Annotated in this window: 29 protein-coding genes and 1 pseudogene; 26 read left to right on the top strand and 4 right to left on the bottom strand. The window is 59.8% G+C overall.

Annotated elements, in window-relative coordinates; genetic code table 11:
- Positions 1-12: 12 nt before the first annotated feature.
- The 15 genes and pseudogenes from PSFL_RS03860 (at position 13) to PSFL_RS03790 (ending at position 8,893) form a co-directional block, all read left to right on the top strand.
- A complete protein-coding gene (locus PSFL_RS03860) occupies positions 13-336 on the top strand; it encodes a hypothetical protein (RefSeq protein ID WP_397469698.1) in 324 nt (107 codons plus the stop codon).
- A 57-nt stretch (positions 337-393) separates the two neighbouring features.
- Positions 394-1,005 carry a DUF1566 domain-containing protein gene (locus PSFL_RS03855; protein ID WP_397469697.1) on the top strand — a complete coding sequence of 204 codons (612 nt, stop codon included), beginning with the start codon at positions 394-396 and terminating at the stop codon, positions 1,003-1,005.
- Between the two features lie 79 nt (positions 1,006-1,084).
- Positions 1,085-1,705, top strand: a complete 621-nt coding sequence (locus tag PSFL_RS03850) for a DUF1566 domain-containing protein (protein ID WP_397469696.1) — start codon at positions 1,085-1,087, stop codon at positions 1,703-1,705.
- Between the two features lie 54 nt (positions 1,706-1,759).
- Positions 1,760-2,116 carry a four helix bundle protein gene (locus PSFL_RS03845; protein ID WP_092235990.1) on the top strand — a complete coding sequence of 119 codons (357 nt, stop codon included), beginning with the start codon at positions 1,760-1,762 and terminating at the stop codon, positions 2,114-2,116.
- 228 nt (positions 2,117-2,344) lie between these two features.
- A complete protein-coding gene (locus tag PSFL_RS03840) occupies positions 2,345-2,965 on the top strand; it encodes a hypothetical protein (RefSeq protein WP_397469695.1) in 621 nt (206 codons plus the stop codon).
- A gap of 4 nt (positions 2,966-2,969) precedes the next feature.
- Positions 2,970-3,113 (top strand): annotated as a pseudogene (locus tag PSFL_RS03835) (reverse transcriptase); the annotation flags it as partial.
- Entirely contained in the window at positions 3,106-3,906 is an 801-nt protein-coding gene (locus PSFL_RS03830) for a DNA cytosine methyltransferase (protein ID WP_397469694.1), read from the top strand. The pseudogene PSFL_RS03835 and the gene PSFL_RS03830, both read left to right, overlap by 8 nt.
- Before the next feature lie 178 nt (positions 3,907-4,084).
- Positions 4,085-4,363 (top strand): hypothetical protein, encoded by a 279-nt coding sequence (locus PSFL_RS03825; RefSeq protein WP_397469693.1) that lies wholly within the window; start codon positions 4,085-4,087, stop codon positions 4,361-4,363.
- Positions 4,353-4,589 (top strand): hypothetical protein, encoded by a 237-nt coding sequence (locus PSFL_RS03820; protein WP_397469692.1) that lies wholly within the window; start codon positions 4,353-4,355, stop codon positions 4,587-4,589. Before PSFL_RS03825 ends, PSFL_RS03820 begins: the two co-directional genes overlap by 11 nt.
- A 213-nt stretch (positions 4,590-4,802) precedes the next feature.
- Positions 4,803-5,381 (top strand): hypothetical protein, encoded by a 579-nt coding sequence (locus PSFL_RS03815; protein WP_397469691.1) that lies wholly within the window; start codon positions 4,803-4,805, stop codon positions 5,379-5,381.
- Between the two features lie 80 nt (positions 5,382-5,461).
- Positions 5,462-5,842 carry a hypothetical protein gene (locus tag PSFL_RS03810; RefSeq protein WP_397469690.1) on the top strand — a complete coding sequence of 127 codons (381 nt, stop codon included), beginning with the start codon at positions 5,462-5,464 and terminating at the stop codon, positions 5,840-5,842.
- Positions 5,843-6,236: 394 nt separating this feature from the next.
- The gene (locus tag PSFL_RS03805) at positions 6,237-6,458 is read left to right on the top strand and encodes a hypothetical protein (RefSeq protein ID WP_128593489.1); all 222 of its coding nucleotides are present in this window, start codon (positions 6,237-6,239) and stop codon (positions 6,456-6,458) included.
- Between the two features lie 187 nt (positions 6,459-6,645).
- The gene (locus PSFL_RS03800; RefSeq protein WP_198792475.1) at positions 6,646-7,851 is read left to right on the top strand and encodes a tyrosine-type recombinase/integrase; all 1,206 of its coding nucleotides are present in this window, start codon (positions 6,646-6,648) and stop codon (positions 7,849-7,851) included.
- Positions 7,852-7,873: 22 nt separating this feature from the next.
- Positions 7,874-8,419, top strand: coding sequence for a GTP cyclohydrolase I FolE (gene folE / locus PSFL_RS03795; RefSeq protein ID WP_029300367.1), 546 nt, complete (start codon positions 7,874-7,876; stop codon positions 8,417-8,419).
- Positions 8,420-8,521: 102 nt separating this feature from the next.
- Positions 8,522-8,893, top strand: coding sequence for a glutathione S-transferase N-terminal domain-containing protein (locus PSFL_RS03790; RefSeq protein ID WP_115127731.1), 372 nt, complete (start codon positions 8,522-8,524; stop codon positions 8,891-8,893).
- A 122-nt stretch (positions 8,894-9,015) separates the two neighbouring features.
- Here PSFL_RS03790 and PSFL_RS03785 read toward each other — a convergent pair whose 3' ends face one another.
- Positions 9,016-9,618, bottom strand: coding sequence for a glutathione S-transferase family protein (locus PSFL_RS03785; RefSeq protein ID WP_057440718.1), 603 nt, complete (start codon positions 9,616-9,618; stop codon positions 9,016-9,018).
- Positions 9,619-9,628: 10 nt separating this feature from the next.
- Positions 9,629-10,795 carry a PLP-dependent aminotransferase family protein gene (locus PSFL_RS03780; RefSeq protein WP_397469689.1) on the bottom strand — a complete coding sequence of 389 codons (1,167 nt, stop codon included), beginning with the start codon at positions 10,793-10,795 and terminating at the stop codon, positions 9,629-9,631.
- 81 nt (positions 10,796-10,876) lie between these two features.
- Here PSFL_RS03780 and PSFL_RS03775 point away from each other — a divergent pair, with 81 nt between their 5' ends.
- The 3 genes from PSFL_RS03775 to PSFL_RS03765 all read left to right on the top strand — a co-directional run bounded on the left by PSFL_RS03775 (position 10,877) and on the right by PSFL_RS03765 (position 13,553).
- A complete protein-coding gene (locus tag PSFL_RS03775) occupies positions 10,877-11,308 on the top strand; it encodes a MarR family winged helix-turn-helix transcriptional regulator (RefSeq protein WP_273871964.1) in 432 nt (143 codons plus the stop codon).
- Positions 11,309-11,531: 223 nt separating this feature from the next.
- On the top strand, positions 11,532-12,863 hold the full coding sequence (locus tag PSFL_RS03770) for an NCS2 family permease (protein WP_178112265.1): 1,332 nt from the start codon (positions 11,532-11,534) through the stop codon (positions 12,861-12,863).
- A 63-nt stretch (positions 12,864-12,926) separates the two neighbouring features.
- A complete protein-coding gene (locus PSFL_RS03765) occupies positions 12,927-13,553 on the top strand; it encodes a LysE family translocator (protein ID WP_057440711.1) in 627 nt (208 codons plus the stop codon).
- A 242-nt stretch (positions 13,554-13,795) separates the two neighbouring features.
- Here PSFL_RS03765 and uraH read toward each other — a convergent pair whose 3' ends face one another.
- Positions 13,796-14,149, bottom strand: coding sequence for a hydroxyisourate hydrolase (gene uraH, locus PSFL_RS03760; RefSeq protein ID WP_057440709.1), 354 nt, complete (start codon positions 14,147-14,149; stop codon positions 13,796-13,798).
- A 418-nt stretch (positions 14,150-14,567) separates the two neighbouring features.
- On the opposite strand from uraH, the gene puuE reads away from it, so the two are divergent.
- The 8 genes from puuE (at position 14,568) to PSFL_RS03720 (ending at position 21,722) form a co-directional block, all read left to right on the top strand.
- A complete protein-coding gene (gene puuE / locus PSFL_RS03755; RefSeq protein ID WP_057440707.1) occupies positions 14,568-15,494 on the top strand; it encodes an allantoinase PuuE in 927 nt (308 codons plus the stop codon).
- Positions 15,491-16,006: a 2-oxo-4-hydroxy-4-carboxy-5-ureidoimidazoline decarboxylase gene (gene uraD, locus PSFL_RS03750; protein ID WP_170059797.1), complete on the top strand. Its 516-nt coding sequence runs from the start codon at positions 15,491-15,493 to the stop codon at positions 16,004-16,006. Before puuE ends, uraD begins: the two co-directional genes overlap by 4 nt.
- A gap of 41 nt (positions 16,007-16,047) precedes the next feature.
- Entirely contained in the window at positions 16,048-17,043 is a 996-nt protein-coding gene (gene alc / locus PSFL_RS03745) for an allantoicase (RefSeq protein ID WP_057440703.1), read from the top strand.
- Between the two features lie 120 nt (positions 17,044-17,163).
- Positions 17,164-17,667 (top strand): ureidoglycolate lyase, encoded by a 504-nt coding sequence (locus PSFL_RS03740; RefSeq protein ID WP_057440701.1) that lies wholly within the window; start codon positions 17,164-17,166, stop codon positions 17,665-17,667.
- 51 nt (positions 17,668-17,718) lie between these two features.
- Positions 17,719-19,017, top strand: coding sequence for a urate hydroxylase PuuD (locus PSFL_RS03735; RefSeq protein WP_057959037.1), 1,299 nt, complete (start codon positions 17,719-17,721; stop codon positions 19,015-19,017).
- A 136-nt stretch (positions 19,018-19,153) separates the two neighbouring features.
- Positions 19,154-20,500: a nucleobase:cation symporter-2 family protein gene (locus PSFL_RS03730; protein ID WP_273871961.1), complete on the top strand. Its 1,347-nt coding sequence runs from the start codon at positions 19,154-19,156 to the stop codon at positions 20,498-20,500.
- Positions 20,501-20,544: 44 nt separating this feature from the next.
- Positions 20,545-20,940 carry a hypothetical protein gene (locus PSFL_RS03725; protein WP_147283328.1) on the top strand — a complete coding sequence of 132 codons (396 nt, stop codon included), beginning with the start codon at positions 20,545-20,547 and terminating at the stop codon, positions 20,938-20,940.
- Entirely contained in the window at positions 20,937-21,722 is a 786-nt protein-coding gene (locus PSFL_RS03720; RefSeq protein ID WP_057440698.1) for an outer membrane protein OmpK, read from the top strand. Before PSFL_RS03725 ends, PSFL_RS03720 begins: the two co-directional genes overlap by 4 nt.
- A 116-nt stretch (positions 21,723-21,838) precedes the next feature.
- Here the strand turns inward: PSFL_RS03720 and PSFL_RS03715 are convergent, their stop codons facing one another.
- Positions 21,839-22,993 (bottom strand): patatin-like phospholipase family protein, encoded by a 1,155-nt coding sequence (locus PSFL_RS03715; RefSeq protein ID WP_120732315.1) that lies wholly within the window; start codon positions 22,991-22,993, stop codon positions 21,839-21,841.
- Positions 22,994-23,001: the final 8 nt, after the last annotated feature.

Below are 23,001 nucleotides of genomic sequence, written 5' to 3'. Positions count from 1 at the left end.
AAGAGGTAGGCCATGGCAAAGACTGTGCAGGAAAGATCGGCCAAGGCTGCCAGGAGGCGCGTGGCGAATGCCGAAGAGGAATTGAGGCTCAGGGTTCGCCCCGGCACCCGGCAGGCGCTGGCCGACCTGATGGAGTGGTCAGGCATTACTGAGCAGGGCGAGGCGATGACGCTGATGATTCATCACCTGCACGCGATGGGCTCGAAAGCCATATTCCTGCTTGATCCGCCGCGCCACGAATTCCAGATATCCGAAAACGTGGCGCGGGAATTCCGCAATAAAAGCCTGCTCGCCATCCAGAACGACCCGGGCGACGAGATCATCGAGCCCGCGTAACCCACCCTACTCGCTGCATCCGGTAACCGGAGGGCGGCGCTTACCCGAGGAACACCGATGAAAGCCAAAACAATTTCTATCGAGGCTGACGGCCTAAAAATCAAAGGCACTGCCGAACGTATGATTCAGCTGCTCGCGGCTAGCTTGTTCGTGCATGCTCTGCCACCGGCCGCGAATGTTCAGCCGGTAGTGGCGTCAGCCGTTCCTGAGATCGGCCAGCCCTGGCCAGGCCAGGGCGGTATCAATGGCGGGTTTGTGCATGCCCGCGGCGATGTACCAGCGCACTACCTGATCATCTCTGCAAAGGACGTTGGCAGCCTTGAGTGGGGCTGCCGTGGAGTCGAGGTGAAGGGCCTCAGCAAGACCGACGGCCTCACCAACACCCAGGTGCTGATCGGCAACGATGACGAGCGTCAGTATCCAGCCGCCAACGCATGCGCCGAATACCAGGCCGATGGTCATCACGACTTCTATCTGCCGGCCGCTGCCGAGCTGTACAACTGCTGGGTGAACTGCCCAGAGGTGTTCGCCCAGGACTGCTACTACTGGTCATCTTCGCAGCGCTCAGCCAACAACGTATTCAGCATGGACTTCGCTGATGGCAATCAGCTCAGCCACGGCAAGAGCTACGAGCTCCGTGTCCGCCCCGTCCGCAGATTCTTTATTTAATCCTTCATCCATTCGTTCTTGATCCGGCACACCAGGGCGCACAGCGCCTTTTTTGTTGCCTTCGAAAAGAGGAAGCACCATGTCCGCAGTTGAGAAAGCAGCACCTGCAGTAACCATCCCGGCTATCGGCCAGGCCTACGGCGGCGGCTTCGTCACCGGCATTACCCGTGACCCGTCCACCGGCAAGCGCCACCTTAACATCACCGCCGGTGCCGAACATGAACTGGCCGGCAAGTGGGGCGAGTACGGCGTCAAGATCGAAGGTGCCGACAGCTTCACCGACAGCCTGGCCAACACCCAGGCCATGGCGGCGGCCGGCAGCGAGCTGGCTGTGAAGGCGCTGGCCCTGAGCATTGGTGGTCACAACGACTGGGCGATCCCGGCGCGCGATGTGCAGGAGCTGCAGTACCGCCACTTCAAGCCGACCACCGAAGAGAACTGGGCGAACTCGCGCAATGGCGACAACCCAAACAGCGAGCCTGTAGGCCTGCTGTACAGCGAAGAAGACCCGGTGCAGACCATCCACCCCGCATTCCAGGAAGGCGGCGCTGAAGCGTTCCGCGACACCTGGTACTGGTCGAGTTCGCAGCGCTCAGCCAACAACGTATTCAGCATGGACTTCGCTGATGGCCATCAGCTCATCCACGCCAAGTTCAACGAGCTCCGTGTCCGCCCCGTCCGCAGCGAGCTTATTGATTAATTCGCTTATTTAATCCGGCCGCTTGCGGCCGGTTGCTCTTGGAGAGCGAGCCTCATGGCAATGCATACGGAACTTGCGATCTACAAGGCTTCGATGGGCCTGCTGCATATGGCCACAACGATGACCCGGAACATCCCCCGCGACCTGAAGCAGTCACTCGGCAAGCGAGTGATCGACGAATGCATCGAAGTGCTGATGCTGATTGCCCGTGCCAACGCAACTCAGGACAAGCGGCCACACCTCACCCTGCTGGTCGAGAAGGTGCAGGTGGTCGAGTTCCTGATGCGGCTCTTCAAAGACAATCGCTTTATCAGCATCCCGCAACATGCCCAGGCAATTGAGGTAACGGCCTCAATAGGCAAGCAAGCAAACGCCTGGAAACGCTCCACCCCCACCGCGCCCGCTACCTGAAGGTTACGGCTTTCTGGTCTGTGCGAATTGAATCTGGTCGTGCCGCTGACCTTTGGGTCACCGCCATGCGCACAAGAGATACCGCCGGTCTAAAGCGTCCGGGCAGGTCTTGCGCAGTTTCCTTGCTGATCGGCTATGCCTTCGGCTCGGCGACGTAGATAGCACGATAGGTCGCAGCGCTCAGCCAACAACGCTTATATTCACTATTCCCACCGAGGATCTGTACCGATGGCAAAGTTTGAACCGGGCGAAACATTCGGGCGACTCACCGTTACCCGCTGGGATAGCGCTTCATCCGTTCAGTGCATCTGCTCATGCGGAACAGCATTCGTAGGGGTAGCGGGGAATATGCGTTCCGGCGCAACACAAAGCTGTGGCTGTATTCGGAAAGAGAAAAACAATCACGTCACCCACGGCCATACCGGAAGCCTGACGCACAAGCGATGGCGGTCAATGCGGGCCAGGTGCCTGAACAAGAACGCGAGCAACTACCCGCAGTATGGTGGATCAGGAATCGGAATCTGCGCAGAGTGGGACGACTTTGAGCGCTTCCTGGCGGATATGGGTGAATGCCCAGGCCAAGGCTTCACGCTGGATCGTGAGGACGGAAACAAAGGTTATTCGGCCGGCAACTGCCGATGGGCAACGCGGGTTCAACAGGCCCGCAATCAGTCCACCAATAAGCTGATCACCTTCCGCGGCGAAACGCTCGGCCTGAGTGAGTGGGCCGAAAAGCTTGGAATCAAGTCGCAGACCATACAAAACCGGCTCCGCAAAGGCTGGACGACTGATGAGGCGCTTGGCACGACTGGTGATGCCAGAGCTTTCCGAAAGAGTCGCGCCGAATAATCCCGCCAACAGCTACTTCGGCCTACTCAGCCAGGCCAGCCATAGCCACAAAGACCGGGCAGCCCTCGCACGCATCGTGCTGAAGCGCGGCAACAGCGTCAACGCTGCGCTGACCAAAACCTACCAACGCAGGAGTTCAAATGAATGAGCTGGCTCTTTTCGCAGGCGCTGGCGGCGGAATACTCGGCGGCCACCTGCTCGGGTGGCGCACCGTCTGCGCCGTTGAGCGTGATGCCTACGCAGCACAAGTTCTGGCGCAACGACAAAACGATGGAGCCCTCCCAGCTTTCCCGATTTGGTCTGACGTGTGCAGTTTTGACGGAAGGCCATGGCGCGGCCTTGTTGACGTGGTTTCTGGCGGATTCCCGTGTCAGGACATATCAGCTGCCGGGACTGGCGCCGGAATCGACGGGGCTCGGTCCGGGCTCTGGCGTGAAATGGCGAGAATCATCGGTGAAGTACGATCGCGAAAGGTCTACCTGGAAAACTCACCTTTGCTTGTGGGAAGAGGACTTGCCGTGGTCCTCGGTGACCTTGCCGAAATGGGGTATGACGCGCAGTGGTGCATTGTTTCAGCATCCGACTGCGGAGCGCCCCATCAGCGGGACCGGTGTTGGCTTGTGGCCAACGATAACGATGCACGGCAATCACAATCAGCCCGGAAGCAGCAAGAACGCAGGATGGGGCCTGAGCGCAGCTGTGAAGCTGTGGCCAACACCGGTCCGCAGGGATTACCGACATCCAGGAAAGAGCCGGATGGAAAGAACCGGGAGCAAATCAGGCGAGTGCCTGCCTCAAGTCGTCGGTGGCCCACTGAACCCGGAGTGGGTCGAATGGCTGATGGGGTGGCCTTCCGGCTGGACAGAATTAAAGCCCTTGGCAATGGACAAGTTCCGCGAGTGGCAGCAGCAGCATTCACCATCCTATCGATCGACGACTGACGCCGCCTAGCATCGCCTGGAGAACCCCATGATCCGCCAATACCGATTCAGCGAGCTAATGGCTCGACTGACCAATGCTGAGTGGACGGTCATTCAAGATGACCGAGGCAATTTTGTGTTTATGCCGGTTGCCTACAGAGGCCGTCGGTTGTGATTTCTGATTATTTGGAGGTGGGTCATGAGTGAAGTGAAGCGTTTCAAGATTGAGTTCCAGCCTGAGGGGGCTTTCCACGAATGTGTTTACGCCGCCGACTTCGACCGGGTAACCGCCGAGCGTGACGCCCTGCAAGCCCTGCTGACAGCAGCGGATGAGCGGGCGGATGTGCTGGAGGGGTTGGTCGGCGAGGTGCTGGATGCTGTAGGGCGTGAGCCGCTGGACTTAGACGCTGTTCTGAGGTTACGCGCCCGAATGCGCGCCGCACTCAAGCCAGTAGAGGGTCGTGGCGATGAAAAATGACTACGTGATCATGGTGTTCTTCGCGCTGGGTGACCGATTCCTGGGCGTACGAAGCGACGAAGACGAAGGCGACGAGCTGCAAACCACCTCAGACCCACTGCTCGCGGCACGGTATTCGGACTTCGTCGAGGCGCGTTCGGATCTTCGGGCACTCACAAAGCGGTACCCCGAAACCTCTTTCCGGATGGATGTGATTGCGCCACTGACGCCGAACGAACAGCCCTAACCCAACTCCCCGCCTACTGCTGGTGCCTGCTGGCACTGGCACAACTGATTTGATGAGGTGATTTATGGCGATGGCACATGCCTACGGAACCTGCCCACGATGCAAAGAATGGGGCGCACTCTGGAAGGTGACGCGGATGTCGCGGCGCTTCTGGCTGTTCGGCCCCCTAATCCCCCGCAACGAATACCGTTGCGATGAATGTGAGAGCAAGCCATGACCAACCAAACGATTGACGGCGTGCCGCGCCACACACTGCGCCTTGCCCTTGCTGGAATTGAGTACCTTGCATTACGCGCCGACGACATCGGAACATCAAGTGTTCAGCTTGCTGCTGAACTGCGCACCCTGCTGGATGCGCCACCACGCTGCCCTGATTGCGGCTACACCGAGCAGGATTGCCGCGAGCAGATGGACCATTACTTGTGCGGGCTGCCCGAACCTGCGCCAGCCAACAATCCGGCCGCCCAGCCCCAGGGCGAGCAGTCAGCATACGATCCAGCTAAAGAAAACAAACAGTTCGAAGCATGGGCGCGCACCCAGTCTCAAGTTGATCTTCGGCTTTGCGATATCGGCCTGTACTACGAACGCGAAACCGGCCTTGCGCATGATGCGTGGCAGCATCGGGCGAAGTTGGCCGAGCAGCCCGCGCCGGTAGCGTTGGACGTGCTCATCACCGGTTTCCACACGACTGAATCCGGCGGCGGAAAGTACGCCATCAACATCGGGTTTCGCTCGTTGGCCGACATGCAAGCCGCCGACGCTCAGTTGCGCGAGTTTCTCAAATCCCGATAGGAGTACATCCGTACTCCTCCCGCAAAACCTGTAACCCCTCCCCCTTCAAAGTCAGCCGCTATAGCGGCAAGGAACCCGGCATGCCCGAAATAAAGTGCCACCTGGGCCACGTCCAGCACGTCAGCACCACAGATTGGATTGCTGCGCTGACTATTGACCAGCTCCGCTTCGCCCGGGACGCCATGGACGAAAAGATCAAGGCTGCCGAGGCAACGCCAAAGCGCGTGGTTTGGCGGGTCTGTCGTGGCGGTGTTTGCGTGGGCAACTACCCAGAAGATCAATACGAGAAAGCCGCCGACCACCTGCTGCGCATCTTCAAAGCGAAGTTCATGGAAGAGGCAGCGGACTACGTGAAGAAGCCCTACGGCACCGAGACGTTCCGCCGCGAGCTGCCAAGTATCGAAATCGAGCGCGTGACCCAGTTCGAGTACGACACCGAGTGGTTCCCAGCCAAGCCCTAACCCCAATTCCCCTACATGCCTGCCGGTGAGCGAACTCACGGTAACTGGCTGTCGATCCATCGCTCCGCTGCTGCCATTGCGTCACCCAGTGCCGCCGGATAATCAGGCCATGGACCCGTCAGCTCGGCGGCGACTTCGCCCAACCCAGCAACGGCTGCCGGCTCGATGATTCTCGCAAATGCGGGTACGTCATCGTTTGGTCGCCTCCATTCGAACTTGAGAAACAACGTATGCCCCCGATAGGCGTGAACGACTGGAACATCGAGATTGTGTGACACGCGCCCTCCCAGACACATGAGCCAGTTTGAACAGTATTTGTAGCTCCTATTCGCACCCTTCGCCATCGAGGCACTTCGCTATCAACTTCTGCCGCCCAGCGCGGCAAGGACACCCCATGTACGCAACGAAACTCACCCTGCTCATCACGGCCATCGTGTTGTACGTGGCGGGGTCCACCTTCTGGTTTTTCTGGCAGGTACCGGAGCTGCTCTCCACCGGTACCGACCAGACCCTGGTCGCAGCATTCGCCGGCACCGTCGCCTGGATGCTGCTCACCTTCGGTTTCATCATCCACATCATCAAGACAGCGCGGCCTACAGCGGGCGGCGGGAGGTAGACATGGCAGCAGCCGAACAGCTGGACGAACCGCTCAGGTCGGACAAGATCCCGGAAAAGGAATTCGCCTTACTCGTCGGCACCACGAAGCGCGCCCTGGAAGGGAAGCGTCAGCGGGGAGTTATCCCCAGGGGTGTTTGGAATGAGTATGACGGGAAGATTTACTATAGCTTTTGGAGATATGAGAAATGGCTAGAAAGCCAATGGGAATGCCCGCCGGCGTTGAGCTTGCCGGACAGTCCGTCCGGATTCGCTTCACCTGGAAGTTTCGTCGCTGCGAAACCCTCCCCTATCCCCAAACGCCAAAGGGCATTAAAGCGGCCGCAGATCTTCGCGCTACAGTAACCAGCCTGATTAAGCACGGCGTGATGGACGAGCAGCGTTACGCCGAGCTGTTCCCAAACTCGACATACTCCACTTATTCAGCCACTCCACTGTTCGGGGAGTATGCCCAGGCGTGGCTAAATGGGCGGGAAGTGGTAACCGGAACCCGGAAAAACTACCGAATTTCGCTGAACCTCTACTGGATGCCCCACCTGGCGCTGATCCCCATGGATCAAATCACGTCGCCGATGCTCAGAAAGATCGTGAGCGAAACAGAATGGAAGTCGCCAACCGTCAAGCGGTCGGCAATTCAGCGGCTTACCACACTGCTTGAGACGGCCGTGAAGGATGAGCTGCTCACGCGCAACCCCGCAAACTCAATTGAACTGCCGACGAAGGCAAAAAAGGCTGTGGATCCGTTTACGGTAGAGGAAGCAGATCGGGTTATTGGGCACCTGTATCAGGTGCTGACCGGTTCAATGCGGGTGTACGCAGCCTACTTTGAGTTTGCGTTTTACACCGGCATGCGGCCTGGTGAGATAGCGGCGTTGCGCTGGGGTGAGGTAGATAGAGAGGCCAGAGTGGCCAATATCTGCAGAATTGTTGCTGACTACAAGATCGAAGAGCGGACCAAGACCCGGGAGTCCCGCCGGGTGATGCTCAACAGCCGAGCCCTGAATGCTATAGAAGAAGCGGAGAAAGTCGCCGCACTGCGAGCCAAGCAGAGCCGCCGCCAGCACAAGCAATCGCCGTATGTGTTCCCGCCGACCAGGAACTTTGAGTACATCCAGCAGGCCAGCGTGACCGACAAACACTTCCAGGCGGCTCTGGTAGAATTGAAGATCCGAAGCCGTCGGCAATACAACTGTCGGCACACGTACGCTACTATGTGCCTAATGGCAGGCATGAACCTCGGGTTCATAGCAAATCAGCTTGGTCACAGCGTGCAAATGCTGCTGTCCACTTACGCCCGATGGATAAACTCCAGCGAAGATTGGAGCGAGCTCGGGAAGCTTGAACAAAGCCTGAATGGTACAAAATTGGTACAGGCAGAAACCGTACCGCTCTGAAACCCATACGGAATACCGCCCTGTGACTTTGGAACAGAATTACACAGCGATCCTCGGCCAAATCGGCGAGGACGTTTCCCGCGAGGGCCTGCTCGACACGCCAAAACGTGCCGCCAAGGCCATGCAGTACCTTTGCCGCGGCTACGAGCAAACCCTGGAAGAGGTCACCAACGGTGCCCTGTTCAGCTCCGATAACAGCGAAATGGTGCTGGTCAAGGACATCGAGTTGTACTCGCTGTGCGAACACCACCTGCTGCCGTTCATCGGCAAGGCCCATGTCGCCTATATCCCTAGCGGCAAGGTCCTGGGCCTGTCGAAGGTCGCGCGGATTGTCGATATGTATGCCCGTCGCCTGCAGATCCAGGAAAACCTCAGCCGCCAGATCGCCGAAGCGGTCCAGCAGGTGACCGGTGCCCTGGGCGTTGCCGTGGTGATCGAGGCCAAGCACATGTGCATGATGATGCGCGGTGTGGAGAAACAGAATTCGTCGATGATCACCTCGGTGATGCTGGGTGAGTTCCGCGAAAACGCGGCGACCCGCAGCGAGTTCCTCAGCCTGATCAAGTAACAGGCTGCGTCAGAAAAAACCGGCATTCATCGCCGGTTTTTTTTCGCCTGTAAAAATCAGGTAAGCTGCGGCCCCTTCTGTCCTGGGCAAGAGGTTTCAGCCATGTTCGTCAAAGCACTTCGAGTGGGCCTCGGCCACGTCATCATCGCGGGCGACTTACTTACCCGCCCGCGTAAAAAGCAGCGCCCCGCCGAGCAACAGGCACAGGTCAATGAAGCGGCCAAGGGCCTGACCCTGTACCAATTCCACGCCTGCCCGTTCTGCGTGAAAACCCGCCGCACCCTGCACCGCCTGAATGTGTCGGTGGCGCTCAAGGATGCGAAGAACAACGAGCAAGACCGCCAAACATTGCTTACCCAAGGCGGCAAGATCAAGGTGCCGTGCCTGCGCATCGAAGAAAATGGCCAGACCACCTGGATGTATGACTCCAAGGTGATCATCGACTACCTGGACAAGCGCTTCGCCGCGATCTGACAGAAAACGCAGTGCACATGTGGGAACGGGCGTGCTCGCGATGGCGGTGTGTCAGTCAATTATTCGACAACTGACCCTCCGCCATCGCGGGCAAGCCCGCTCCCACATTTAGGTCGCGCCTATCAGTCGAGCATCGGCACATGCCGGGGATGGCTGGCCACGCGCGCAAGCCAGGCTTGTACGGCCGGATAAGGGCTCAGGTCAAAACCACCCTCATGGGCCACATGGGTGTAGGCATACAGCGCAATGTCGGCGATCGAATACTGGTCGCCCACCAGGTATGGCGTGGCTTGCAGCTGTTTTTCCATGACCCTCAGCGCCTTGTAGCCGCCTTTATGGGTGGTCTTGTACTCCTCCAGCCGATCCTCCGGCAGCCCCAGGTAAAGCTGGATAAACCGCGCCACGGCAATGTACGGTTCATGGCTGTACTGCTCGAAAAACTGCCACTGCAACACCTGGGTGCGCAGGCGCGGTTCGCTGGGCAGGAACTCGCTGCCGTCGGCGAGGAAGTTGAGGATGGCGTTGGATTCCCACAGGCAGGTGCCGTCTTCGAGCTCCAGGACCGGGATCTTGCCGTTGGGGTTCTTCGCCAGGAACTCGGCGGTCTGGGTGTCGCCGTTCAAAATATCGACATTCACCCACTCGTATGCGATGCCGAGCAGGTTGAGCATCAACTTGACCTTGTAGCAGTTGCCCGAGCGGTAATCGCCATAAACCTTGTACATGAAGCTCCCCTTATGCCGCTTGCGCGAGCTGTGCTTGACGGATCACCGCCGCGAGACGCTTGAGACCTTCGTCCAGGCGCATCGGGTCGATGTGGCTGAAATTGAGCCGCAGGTGCCCGTGGTGCTGGTCCGGCTCGGAAAAGAACGGTTCACCGGGCATGAACGCCACGTCCTGGTCGAGCGCTGGTGCCAATAAAGTGCGGGTATCGAGGGGCTGTTTCAAGGTCAGCCAGAAGAATAATCCACCCTGGGGCACTTGCCAGTCCGCCAGTTCCTGGAAATGCCGCGTCAGTGCCAGCTGGAATCCATCGCGCCGCTCACGGTAAAAACTGCGCAATTGCCCCAGGTGTTGCTGGTAGCGCTCGGTGCCGATCCACTGCATGGCCTGCCACTGGCCGACGCGGTTGGTGTGCAGGTCCGCCGACTGCTTGAGCTTGAGCAGGTGGGGAAACAGGTCGGGGCTGGCGATCAGGTAGCCGACCCGTAAACCGGGGAGCAAGGTCTTGGATACGGTGCCAGTGTAGATCCAACTGGCCTTGCGTAACCGGCTGACAATCGGCCGCGCACTGCCGCCGTCGAAGGTCAGCTCGCGGTAGGGCTCGTCTTCGATCAGGGTCACGCCGAACTCATCCAGCAGCGCCGCTACCGCATCGCGCTTGGCTTCGCTGTAGCGCACCGCCGAGGGGTTCTGGAAGGTCGGGATCAGGTAGATGAACGCCGGGCGATGGCGTTCCAGGCGGCTGCGCAGTGCCGTCAGGTCCGGGCCATCGGCTTCCAGTTCCACGGTCAGGCAATCGGCGCCGAACAGTTGGAAGATCTGCAGGGCGGCCAGGTAGGTCGGGCCCTCCAGCAGGATCTGCGTGCCTTGGTCGATATACAGCTTGGCCGCCAGGTCCAGGGTTTGCTGCGAGCCGCTGACCACCAGGACCTGGCTGGCATCGCAGGCCACCCCCAGCGCCCGCGCTTCGGCCGCCAGCAACTCGCGCAATTGCGGCTCGCCTTCACTCATGCCGTACTGGCCCATGGCCGGTGGCATAGCTTGCCAATCCAGCGCCGGCAGCATGGCTTCGGCTGGCAGGCCACCGGCAAATGACATGACCTGCGGGCGCTGGGCCGCCGCGAGGATTTCACGGATCAAGGAGCTTTTAAGGCGCGAAACACGTTCTGAGAAAGCCATGGGGTCACCGGTAGCAAAGCCTGGGGAAAATACGTCAAACTGGTTGACCAAAATTACGACGACCCAGGTAGATACGTCAATATGCTTGACCTTAAAAACCAGACCTCGCAGCAAGCCGCCATGGAAGCGTTCTTCTTCGGCTACCAGGCCTTTACCGCCAAGGCCGATGAAATGCTGGAGCGCCGAGGCTTGAGCCGGGTGCATCAGCGCATTGTGTTTTTTATCGCCCGCTACCCGGCCTTGAGCGTCAAACAACTGCTGGAACTGCTGGGGGTGAGCAAGCAGGCGCTGAATATGCCGTTGCGCCAATTGCAGGAAATGCACCTGGTCGACAGCGTGGCCTCGGACACCGACAAACGTAAGCGCCTGCTGCACTTGACCGAGGAAGGCCAGCGCTTCGAACACACCCTGCGCCGCGAGCAAGTCAAGTTGCTGCAGCGCGCCTTTGCCGAAGCCGGCGAGGACGCGGTGAATGGTTGGCTGGCGGTGAACAAGGCGCTGACCCTGCCTTGAAATTGGCCTTTCATCTTTTTTGCACACATAATCGCAAACATTATTTGCTTTATTTGTATACAAAAGCATAATTCGCTTCGTGCGAGTTCCTGACCTACTGGTCAACAAAGCCCGCTGGTACCTCAAAGCGCCGCTGCCCCACTCATGTGTCCGGCGCTGGAAATAACAATAAAACTCTTGAGGAGTACTTGCTGTGGAAAGCCATAAATCCGACGCCCCGACCCTGGACCTCAGTCCGCCGCATCTTGCGACCACAAAGCAGGGTTGGCTGGAACGCCTGTTCAAACTCAGCCTGCATGGCACCACAGTGAAGACCGAACTGATCGCCGGCCTCACCACGTTTATCACCATGGCCTACATCATTTTCGTCAACCCCAACATCATGGCCGACGCCGGCATCGACCACGGCGCCGCCTTTGTCGCGACCTGTATCGCCGCCGCGCTCGGTTGCCTGTTGATGGGCCTGTACGCCAACTGGCCGGTCGGCCTGGCGCCGGGCATGGGCTTGAATGCGTTTTTTACCTACACCGTGGTCGGCACCATGGGCTACACCTGGGAGACCGCGCTGGGTGCGGTGTTTATCTCCGGCGTGCTTTTCATGATCCTGACGCTGTCGCGCATCCGCGAATGGCTGCTCAACAGCATCCCGGTGAGCCTGCGCCACGCCATGGGCGCCGGGGTGGGTCTGTTCCTGGGGGTGATCGGCCTGAAAACCGCCGGCATCATCGTGGCCAGCCCCGCCACCCTGATCAAGCTCGGTTCCCTGCATGAGCCGGCGCCGCTGCTGGCGGCCGTGTGCTTCCTGCTGATCGCGATCCTCAGCTATCACCGGGTGTTCGGCGCGATCCTGATCAGCATCATCGCCGTCACCCTGGCCGGCTGGGGCCTGGGCCTGGTGCAGTACCAGGGTATCGTTGCCGCACCGCCGAGCCTGGCGCCCACCTGGATGGCGATGGACGTGATGGGCGTGTTCAACGTGAGCATGATCAGCGTGGTATTCGCCTTCCTGTTTGTACACATGTTCGACACCGCTGGCACCTTGATGGGCGTCGCCCAGCGTGCAGGCCTGGTGAAGGCCGATGGCAAGATCGAAAACCTCTCGCGGGCCTTGAAAGCCGACAGTGCTTCCAGCGTGTTTGGCGCGGTGGTCGGTGTGCCGCCGGTCACCAGTTACGTGGAAAGCGCTGCGGGTGTGGCGGCCGGTGGGCGCACCGGGCTGACGGCCGTGACCGTGGGCGTGCTGTTTGTGGCGGCGATGTTTTTCGCCCCGCTGGCGGGCATGATTCCTGCGTATGCCACGGCCGGTGCGCTGATTTATGTAGCGATGCTGATGATGAGCGGCATGGCCCATATCGAATGGGACGACGCCACCGACAGCATTCCGGCGATTGTCACGGCAATCATGATGCCCCTGACCTTCTCGGTCGCCGACGGCATCGCTCTGGGCTTTATCACCTACGTGGCGCTCAAGGCCGGCACGGGCAAGTACAAACAGATTTCCATCAGCCTGTGGGTGCTGTGCGCGATTTTCATCGCCAAGTTTGTGTTCCTGTAACGCGAAAGCTGGCGAAAACCGCCTCACCTCCGGGTGGGGCTTTTGCATGTATGGAGGAATGTAATGAGCGTGGAAACCTGGCTGCTGTTCAGCGGCGCTGCTTTGATCGTGATCCTGATTCCGGGGCCGCTGTCGCTGCTGATGATCAGCAACAGCCTGAACTACGGCCTGCGCCGTTCGTATCCGGCGTTTCTGGGCGGGGTGTTCGCCTCGATCTGCCTGTTGAGCGCCTCGGCCCTGGGCCTGGGCGCGCTGTTGCTGGCGTCGGAGCAGTTGTTCAGCGCCCTGAAGATCGTCGGTGCGCTGTACTTGTTCTACCTCGCCTGGCAGAGCTGGCAGCAATCGCGCCTGCCGTCCAAGGGCGCCGTGGTACCGGACGCAGCGCCTGTGCCGCGTTTTCGTGCACTGTTTGGCCGGGCGTTTGTGCTGGGCGCCAGCAACCCCAAGGACATTCTGTTTTTCGCCGCCTTCCTGCCGCAGTTTCTCAGCAGCCAGCAACCGTTCCTGCCACAACTGCTGATCATGATCGCCACCTGGACCGTGCTGGACCTGCTGTGCAAACTGGCCTATGGCCTGGGTGCCCACGGCGCCGCGCGCTACCTGCGCACCGGCAAGGGCCAGAGCTGGTTCAATCGCTTCAGTGCCGGGCTGTTTGGCAGCGCTGGGGCGGCGTCGCTGCTCAGGGGCTAATACACAACCCTGTGGGAGCTGTCGAGCCCCGGCGAGGCTGCGATAGCGGTGGGTCAGCCAACATCAATGCTGGCTGTGCCGACGCCATCGTAGCCTCGCCGGGGCTCGACAGCTCCCACAAGGGTTCCTCTGGTTCGCTGGCATTGGCTCATGACCCGCCTTTTTGCGGGCAAAAAAAAGCCCGCAGTGTGCGCGGGCGAAACCAACGAAGAGCATTTGGGGGTGTGAAGCCAGGTGACGACTCAGCTACCGCGATAGGTGGAGTAGCTGTAGGGCGAAATCAGCAGGGGCACATGGTAGTGATCCTGTTCGGCGCTGATGCCAAAGCGCAGCACCACCACATCGAGAAACGCCGGCTGGGGTAATTGCACACCACGGGCGCGGTAGTAATCCCCGGCACTGAACTGCAACTGGTAGACACCACTGCGGTAGTCATCACCTTGCAGCAACGGGGCGTCGCAACGGCCATCGCTGTTGGTCAGGGTGCTGGCGACCAGTTCCAGCTGGGCGCCTTCGACGCGATACAGTTCAACCTTGATGGCGCTGCCTGGGCAGCCGTGCGCGGCGTCCAGTACGTGTGTGGTCAGTCGTCCCATGGATCGGAGCTCCCAAGTCATCAGTTAATAAGCGGCCGCACCTTTGCGGGGCACTGAAAAGCCGGCGATGGCTGATTAAGACACTTTTCAAAAAAATTGTACACAATAAATTCAACAAATCCCCTTCCCCCCTGCAGCAGCAGGCTTGTCGACCGTGCCGGTGTATCCCTCAGCAATGCCGTCACTCGACGTTGGCCATCGTCGGCAAGCCAGGGCCTACAGTAAAGCTGCGTCGTAGGTTTGCATATTTTAGTTGACCAGTCGGGCAAGTTTCTTGCAAGGATAGGTCGAGGCGACCGCCTGGAAAAAATGCAAAAATACAGGCTTACAAAGTGAGCATTAAGTTGTATACAATCAGTCCATCGCTGTGACGCAACAGCCGCCACACCCTTGATCACGAACAAGAAGGAAGACTGCAGTGAGCGCTGACTACCCACGCGACCTGATCGGTTACGGCAGTAACCCTGCGCACCCACACTGGCCTGGCAAGGCGCGTATCGCCCTGTCGTTCGTACTCAATTACGAAGAAGGCGGTGAGCGCAATATCCTGCATGGCGACAAAGAGTCCGAAGCCTTCCTCTCGGAAATGGTCTCGGCCCAACCGCTGCAAGGCGCACGCAACATGAGCATGGAGTCGCTGTACGAATACGGCAGCCGTGCCGGCGTGTGGCGCATCCTCAAGCTGTTCAAGGAATTCGACATTCCGCTGACCATCTTCGCCGTGGCCATGGCCGCCCAGCGCCACCCCGAGGTGATCCGCGCGATGGTCGCCGCCGGCCATGAGATCTGCAGCCACGGCTACCGCTGGATCGACTACCAGTACATGGACGAGGCCCAGGAGCGTGAGCACATGCTCGAGGCCATCCGCATCCTCACCGAGCTGACCGGCGAGCGCCCGCTGGGCTGGTACACCGGGCGCACCGGCCCCAATACGCGGCGGCTGGTGATGGAGGAAGGTGGCTTTCTGTATGACTGCGACACCTATGACGACGACCTGCCCTACTGGGAACCCAACAACCCCACTGGCAAGCCGCACCTGGTGATCCCCTACACCCTGGACACCAACGACATGCGCTTTACCCAGGTCCAGGGGTTCAACAAGGGCGATGACTTTTTCGAGTACCTCAAAGACGCGTTCGACGTGCTGTATGCCGAAGGGGCAGAGGCGCCGAAGATGCTGTCCATCGGCCTGCATTGCCGCCTGATCGGCCGCCCGGCGCGCCTGGCTGCACTCAAGCGCTTTATCGAATACGCCAAGGGCCATGACCAGGTGTGGTTCGCCCGCCGCGTCGATATTGCCCGCCACTGGCATGACGTCCACCCTTTCCAGGGAGCCGCCAAATGACTGCTTTCCAGACCTTGAAACCATCGACCCTCGGCCGCGACGCATTCGTCGCAGCCTTTGCCGATATCTACGAACACTCGCCATGGGTGGCCGAAAAGGCCTTCGACCTGGGCCAGGACGCCTCGATCGACGAGATCGAAACCCTGCACCAGCGCATGAGCGATATCCTATTGAGCGCCGATCACACCAGGCAACTGGCCCTGATCAACGCTCACCCGGACCTGGCGGGCAAAGCTGCCGTCCAGGGCCAACTGACCGAAGCCAGCACGAATGAACAAGCTGGCGCCGGTATCCACCAATGCACGGCCGAAGAGTTTTCTCGCTTCACCGAGCTGAACGACGCCTACAAGGCCAAGTTCAAGTTTCCCTTCATCATGGCGGTAAAAGGCAGCAACCGGCATCAGATCCTCGCCGCGTTTGAAACGCGCATCCACAACCCGGTCGACACCGAGTTCAAGTGCGCGCTGGCAGAGATCAACAAGATCGCGTTGTTCCGTTTATTGACCCTCTAAACGACCATCCCCAGCCACTCTATCTAAGGCAGACAAGAAGAATGAAAGCTTACGCCGTACCTTTCGAAAAGTTCGTCAACCTGGCCGACGCCCGCCTGGGCACCAAGATCATCTCGGTGACCGATGACTGGTTCGCCGACGCCAACCGACTGTTCCAGCCGACCCCGGCCGTATGGAAGGAGGGCGTTTTCGATGATAACGGCAAGTGGATGGACGGCTGGGAGTCACGCCGCAAGCGCTTCGAAGGCTTCGACAGCGCAGTGATCCGCCTGGGCGTACCGGGTTCGATCAAGGGCGTGGACATCGACACTTCATTCTTCACCGGCAACTTCCCGCCATCGGCGTCCCTGGAAGGCTGCTTCCTGGCTACCGGCGAGCCCGATGACAACACCCAGTGGGTCGAAGTGCTGTCTGCCGTGGAGTTGCAGGGCAACAGCCATCACTTCCACGAGATCAACAACGACCAGGCGTTCAGCCACCTGCGCTTCAACATCTACCCGGATGGTGGCGTGGCCCGTCTGCGCGTGTACGGCATTCCGTTCCGCGACTGGTCGGCCGTGGGCGACAACGAACAAGTGGACCTGGCCTCCTCCCTCAATGGCGGGCGTGCCCTGGCGTGTTCCGACGAGCACTTCGGGCGCATGGGCAACATCCTCAACCCGGGCCGTGGCATCAACATGGGCGATGGCTGGGAAACCGCGCGCCGTCGCACGCCAGGCAATGACTGGGTAATCGTCGCGTTGGGACATGCCGGCGAGATCGACAAAGTAGTGGTCGACACCCTGCACTTCAAGGGCAACTACCCGGACACGTGCTCGATCCAGGGCGCGTTCGTCAAGGGCGGTACCGACAGCCAGATCGAAACCCAATCGCTGTTCTGGCGTGAACTGCTGCCAGCACAGAAGCTGGAAATGCACGCCGAACACACCTTCGCCGAGCAGATCAAGGCACTGGGCCCGATCACCCACATCCGCCTCAACGTGTTCCCGGACGGTGGTGTAAGCCGCCTGCGGGTGTTCGGCAAGGTCGCTAAGTAAGCGGTGAACCCAATCGCGGGCAAGCCCGCTCCCACAGGGGAATGCATTCCAAATGTGGGAGCGGGCTTGCCCGCGATAGCAACAGCCCCAACAACACAGCATTCGGATAAGAAGACAGCCATGCGCACACTGATGATCGAACCCTTGACCAAAGAAGCCTTCGCCCCTTTCGGAGACGTTATCGAAACCGATGGCAGCGATCACTTCATGATCAACAACGGCTCGACCATGCGCTTTCATAAACTGGCGACGGTTGAAACCGCCACGCCAGAAGATCACGCCATCATCAGCATCTTCCGCGCCGACGCGCAGGACATGCCGCTGACCGTGTGCATGCTGGAAAGACACCCGCTGGGCAGCCAGGCCTTTATTCCGCTGCTCGGCAACCCCTTTCTGATCGTGGTCGCGCCCATTGGCGATGCACCTGTATCAGGCTTGGTCCGCGCCTTCGTCACCAACGGCAGGCAGGGCATTAATTACCATCGCGGCGTCTGGCACCACCCGGTGCTGACGATCGAAAAGCGGGATGACTTCCTGGTGGTTGATCGCAGTGGCACAGGCAATAACTGCGATGAGCATTTTTTCAAAGAGGATGAGCGGTTGATCCTTGCCCCCCACCAATAAGAGAAGGTCCGATCACCCGACAACAAGGGTGACGGGCGAGAGGTAAAGACTGTGGAAGCACATCTGTTGGAATGGCTGAACCTGAGCGTGCGCTGGGTTCATATGATCACTGGCGTGGCCTGGATCGGTGCGTCTTTCTATTTTGTATGGCTGGAAAACAACCTTAACCGCGTCAACCCAAAAAGCGGCCTGGCTGGCGATTTATGGGCGATCCACGGTGGCGGTATCTACCACCTGGAAAAATACAAACTGGCCCCACCGACCATGCCGGACAACCTGCACTGGTTTAAATGGGAAGCCTATTTCACCTGGATGTCGGGCGTCGCGCTGCTCTGCGTGGTGTTCTACCTCAACCCGACGCTGTACCTGCTCGCCCCCGGCAGCAGCCTCAGTGGTACCGAAGGCGTGTTGCTGGGCATTGGCTCACTGTTCGCTGGCTGGTTCATCTACTCCTTTCTTTGCGACTCGGCCCTGGGCAAACGCCCTGCCCTGCTCGGTTTTATCCTGTTCGTCCTGTTGATCGGCGCGGCCTACGGCTTCAGCAAGGTGTTCAGCGGTCGCGGTGCATACCTGCATGTGGGTGCGATCATCGGCACCATCATGGTCGGCAACGTGTTCCGCATCATCATGCCGGCCCAGCGTGCGCTGGTGGCAGCGATTGCAGAAAACCGCACGCCAGACCCGGCACTGCCGGCCAAGGGCCTGCTGCGTTCGCGACACAACAACTACTTCACCCTGCCCGTGCTGTTCATCATGATCAGCAACCACTTCCCGAGCACCTACGGCAGCCAGTACAACTGGTTGATCCTGGCCGGGATCGCGGTGGCGGCGGTGTTGGTGCGCCACTACTTCAACACCCGTCATGACAGCCAGAAATACGCATGGACCCTGCCGGTCGGCGCCCTGGCGATGATCTGCCTGGCCTATGTCACCGGGCCAAAACCTGTGGCGACTGCACCGGATGTGGCCAAGGCGCCAGCGGCCATCGAGTATCAGCCGTTGCCGGAAACCGCAGTGGGCGGTGGTCTCAAGCCAGCCGCCCCTGCCGCTCCCGCCCCGGCCGCCGAACCGGCTCCAGCCCAGGCTTCGACGGACTTTGGCAAGGTCCACAGCGTGATTGAACAACGCTGCACCGTGTGCCATTCGGCCAAGCCCACCAGCCCGCTGTTCAGTGCCGCGCCGGCCGGGGTGATGTTCGATACCCCGGCGCAGATCCAGCAGCAGGCGGCGCGTATCCAGGCGCAGGCGGTTGCCAGCCAGATCATGCCACTGGGCAACATCACCCAGATGACCCAGCAGGAGCGGGAGTTGATTGGTAGTTGGATCAATCAAGGAGCGCGCACCAATTAACTGATTAGCGCAGATCACACTGTAGGAGCTGGCAAGCCCGCTCCTACAGTTGAGAGGTGCTGTGTTTTGAAGATTGGGTTTCACCTGGCAATTGACTGCCAAACAACACAAAAATAAAAAAGATCCGAGGTGTTGCATGTCCGAGTTAGCCGAGCCGCAGATTCCTGCCGCACCCGCCATGGTGCGGCTGCCCCTTTTGCAACTGATCCTGGTAGGCCTGCAACATGTACTGCTGATGTACGGCGGCGCAGTGGCCGTGCCGCTGATCATCGGACAAGCCACGGGCTTGAGTCGTGAAGAAATCGCCTTTTTGATCAACGCCGACCTGCTGGTGGCGGGGATCGCGACCATGATCCAATCCTTCGGGATCGGCCCGCTGGGCATCCGTATGCCGGTGATGATGGGCGCCAGTTTCGCCGCTGTCGGCAGCATGGTCGCCATGGCGGGCATGCCGGGTATCGGCCTGCAAGGGATCTTCGGCGCAACCATCGCCGCCGGGTTCTTTGGCATGCTCATCGCGCCATTCATGTCCAAGGTGGTGCGCTTCTTCCCACCGCTGGTGACCGGCACGGTGATCACGGCCATCGGTCTTTCGTTGTTTCCAGTGGCGGTGAACTGGGCTGGCGGTGGTGCTACCGCCGTGCAATTCGGCTCGCCGATCTACCTGGCCATCGCCGGCCTGGTGCTGGCCACCATTCTGTTGATCAACCGTTTCATGCGTGGCTTCTGGGTCAATATCTCGGTACTGATCGGCATGGCCCTGGGCTACGCCTTGTGCGGACTGCTCGGCATGGTCGACCTCGGCGGCCTGGAGCAGGCGCCGTGGGTGCAAGTGGTCACGCCCTTGCACTTCGGCATGCCCACATTCGAATTGGCACCGATCCTGTCGATGTGCCTGGTGGTGGTGATTATCTTCGTCGAATCCACCGGCATGTTCCTCGCGCTGGGCAAGATCACCGGCCAGGAAGTCACCCCGAAAATGCTGCGACGCGGCCTGCTGTGCGATGCCGGCGCATCGTTCTTTGCCGGGTTCTTCAATACCTTCACCCATTCTTCTTTCGCCCAGAACATCGGCCTGGTACAGATGACCGGGGTGCGTTGCCGCTCGGTGACGATCATGGCCGGGGCCTTTTTGATTGTCCTCAGCCTGCTGCCCAAGGCGGCGTTTTTGGTGGCTTCGATTCCTCCTGCGGTGCTGGGCGGCGCGGCCATCGCGATGTTCGGCATGGTGGCCGCAACCGGGATCAAGATCCTCCAGGAAGCCGACATTGCCGACCGGCGCAACCAGTTGCTGGTGGCGGTCAGCATCGGCATGGGCCTGATCCCGGTGGTACGCCCGGAGTTCTTTGCCCAGTTACCGTTGTGGATGAGCCCGATTACCCATAGCGGCATTGCCATGGCCACGCTTAGCGCGTTGTCGCTGAACGTGCTGTTCAACATCCTGGGCGGCTCAGAACGCCCCGCAGTTGCCCATACGCATTGATTCCTTCGTTACGACAAAAATAACAACGAACAGGGAACATCCACATGCACACCCTAGACCTGGGGCCGGCCACACGCCGTGCCCCATTCTCGCCCCCCGCGCTCTTTTACAGCGCACTTGAGCACAGGCTCTGGAGCCAGTATTCTCCGCGCCCGCTCGAATCGACTCAAAAAAAAACAGCGAATGTAAAAGCTGACTTAAAGGCCAACTTATCCCGGCCTTATGTTGGCTGCCAAAGTGCGCAAAAGTCCTCTGTATCCGACTGCATCCCATGTAGCCGGCGGGGATTTTTTGGCTTTTCAAACACTTTGGCGCAGCTCTTGCTAAAAGCATTAAAGCTGACCGAACAGACGATTTTTGCAGCGAACCAAAAGGCGCCACACCAGAGCGCCTGCGTAGAAGAAAAACCACAAAACTTTAGCTCGGGAGCAACCGAATGAAACGTACCGTGAACAGCCTGATGTTGGCCGGATCCCTGCTGGCCGGGGGCCAGGCAATGGCGGGTGACTTGCTGCAGTGGCAGAACAACAGCCTGACTTACCTGTGGGGCAAGAACTTCAAGGTCAACCCAGAGATCCAGCAAACCGTCACCTTTGAACACGCCGATGCGTGGAAGTACGGCGACAACTTCTTCTTCCTCGACCGTATCTTTTACAACGGCAAGGAAGACGGCAACGTCGGCCCCAATACTTACTACGGCGAGTTCAGCCCACGGCTGTCGTTTGGCAAGATCCTGGATAAGGACTTGTCCTTCGGCCCGATCAAAGATGTATTGCTGGCGTTCACTTACGAGTTCGGCGAAGGCGACAACGAGTCCTACCTGGTAGGCCCGGCATTCGACCTGAACATCCCCGGCTTCGACTACTTCCAGTTGAACTTCTACCAGCGCCAGACCGAAGGCAATCGCCCGGGTGATGGTGTCTGGCAGATCACGCCGGTATGGTCTTACACCATTCCCGTGGGCAACTCCGACGTACTGATCGACGGCTTCATGGACTGGGTGGTGGATAACGACAAGAACGCCCGTGGTACTTACCACGCCAACTTGCACTTCAACCCGCAGGTCAAGTATGACCTGGGCAAAGCCATGAACTGGGGCGCCAAGCAGTTGTATGTCGGTTTTGAATACGACTACTGGAAGAACAAGTACGGGATCCAGGACAGCGGCGCGTTCGAGACCAACCAGGACACGGCCAGCCTGTTGGTCAAGTACCACTTCTAAGGCCTCCCCTGTGGGAGCGGGCTTGCCCGCGATAGCGGAGTGTCAGCCAGCCCAAGTATTGGCTGATTCACCGCCATCGCGGGCAAGCCCGCTCCCACACAAGCCCGCGCCCCGATTCAGTTCGGGGTCAGGCCCAGGAACCGCTGCAACTCCTCGCGCTTGGCCAATGCATCGCGCCGCCCCAACTCGATCAACTCGCTGCAATACCCTGCCTCGAACAACAGATAGCTGAGCACCCCTGCCCCGCTGGTCTTGGTCGCCCCTGGCCCACGCAAGAACAACCGCAATGCCGCCGGCAGTTCCTGGCGATGGCGGGCCGCTATTTCGTCGATCGGCTGGCTGGGCGCAATCACCAACACATCGACCGGTGAAAGCCCCCGCGCGGCGCTGTTGGCCGGTTGCAGATGGCTGAACTGGTTAAGACGCTCCAGCAACTCGATGTCACTCTCGAGGCTGTCAATAAAGGTGCTGTTGAGCATATGCCCACCAATCTGCGCCAGGGTGGGCTGCTGGCCGGTGTAGCTGCGCTCCTGCGGCACCGAAGGGTCAGGGGAACGCGGGTTGCCACTGACCCCCACCACTAGCACCCGGGTGGCCCCCAGGTGCAGCGCGGGACTGATGGGCGCTGATTGCCGGACGGCACCATCGCCAAAATATTCCTGGTCCAGTTTGACCGGCGCAAACAGCAATGGGATCGCCGAACTGGCCAGCAGGTGCTCCACCGTCAACTGCGTGGGCAGGCCGATGCGCCGGTGGCGCAGCCAGGCGTCGATGGTGCCGCCGCCCTGATAGAACGTCACCGCCTGGCCCGACTCATAGCCGAACGCCGTCACCGCTACGGCATGCAGGTGCTTGTGGCGGATCGCCTCATTGATACCTTCAAAATGCAGCTTGTCTTGCAGCAACTCCCGCAACGGCGAGCTGTCGAGCAGCGCCACTGGCACCGGCGAGCCCAGGCCCAGAAGGCTGCGGGAGAGGAAACGGCTGGCCTGGTGAATCACCCCCGGCCAGTCGCTGCGCAGCACCAGATGGCTGCGAAAGCCCTGCCAGAATGCGGTGAGGCGCGCGATGGCGGCAGTAAAGTCCATGGCGCCACTGGCCAGGCTCACCGCGTTGATCGCCCCGGCCGAGGTGCCGACAATCACCGGGAAGGGATTGGCGGCCCCCGGAGGCAGCAACTCGGCAATCGCCGCCAGCACCCCGACCTGATACGCCGCACGCGCCCCGCCGCCGGAAAGAATCAAGCCTGTGACCGGTTCAGTGGGGCGCATTGCATAAC

It is taken from the genome of Pseudomonas sp. DD1 (assembly GCF_044510355.1).
Taxonomy (GTDB): Bacteria; Pseudomonadota; Gammaproteobacteria; order Pseudomonadales; family Pseudomonadaceae; genus Aquipseudomonas; species Aquipseudomonas shahriarae.
This window is presented reverse-complemented; position numbering and strand designations above follow the sequence as displayed.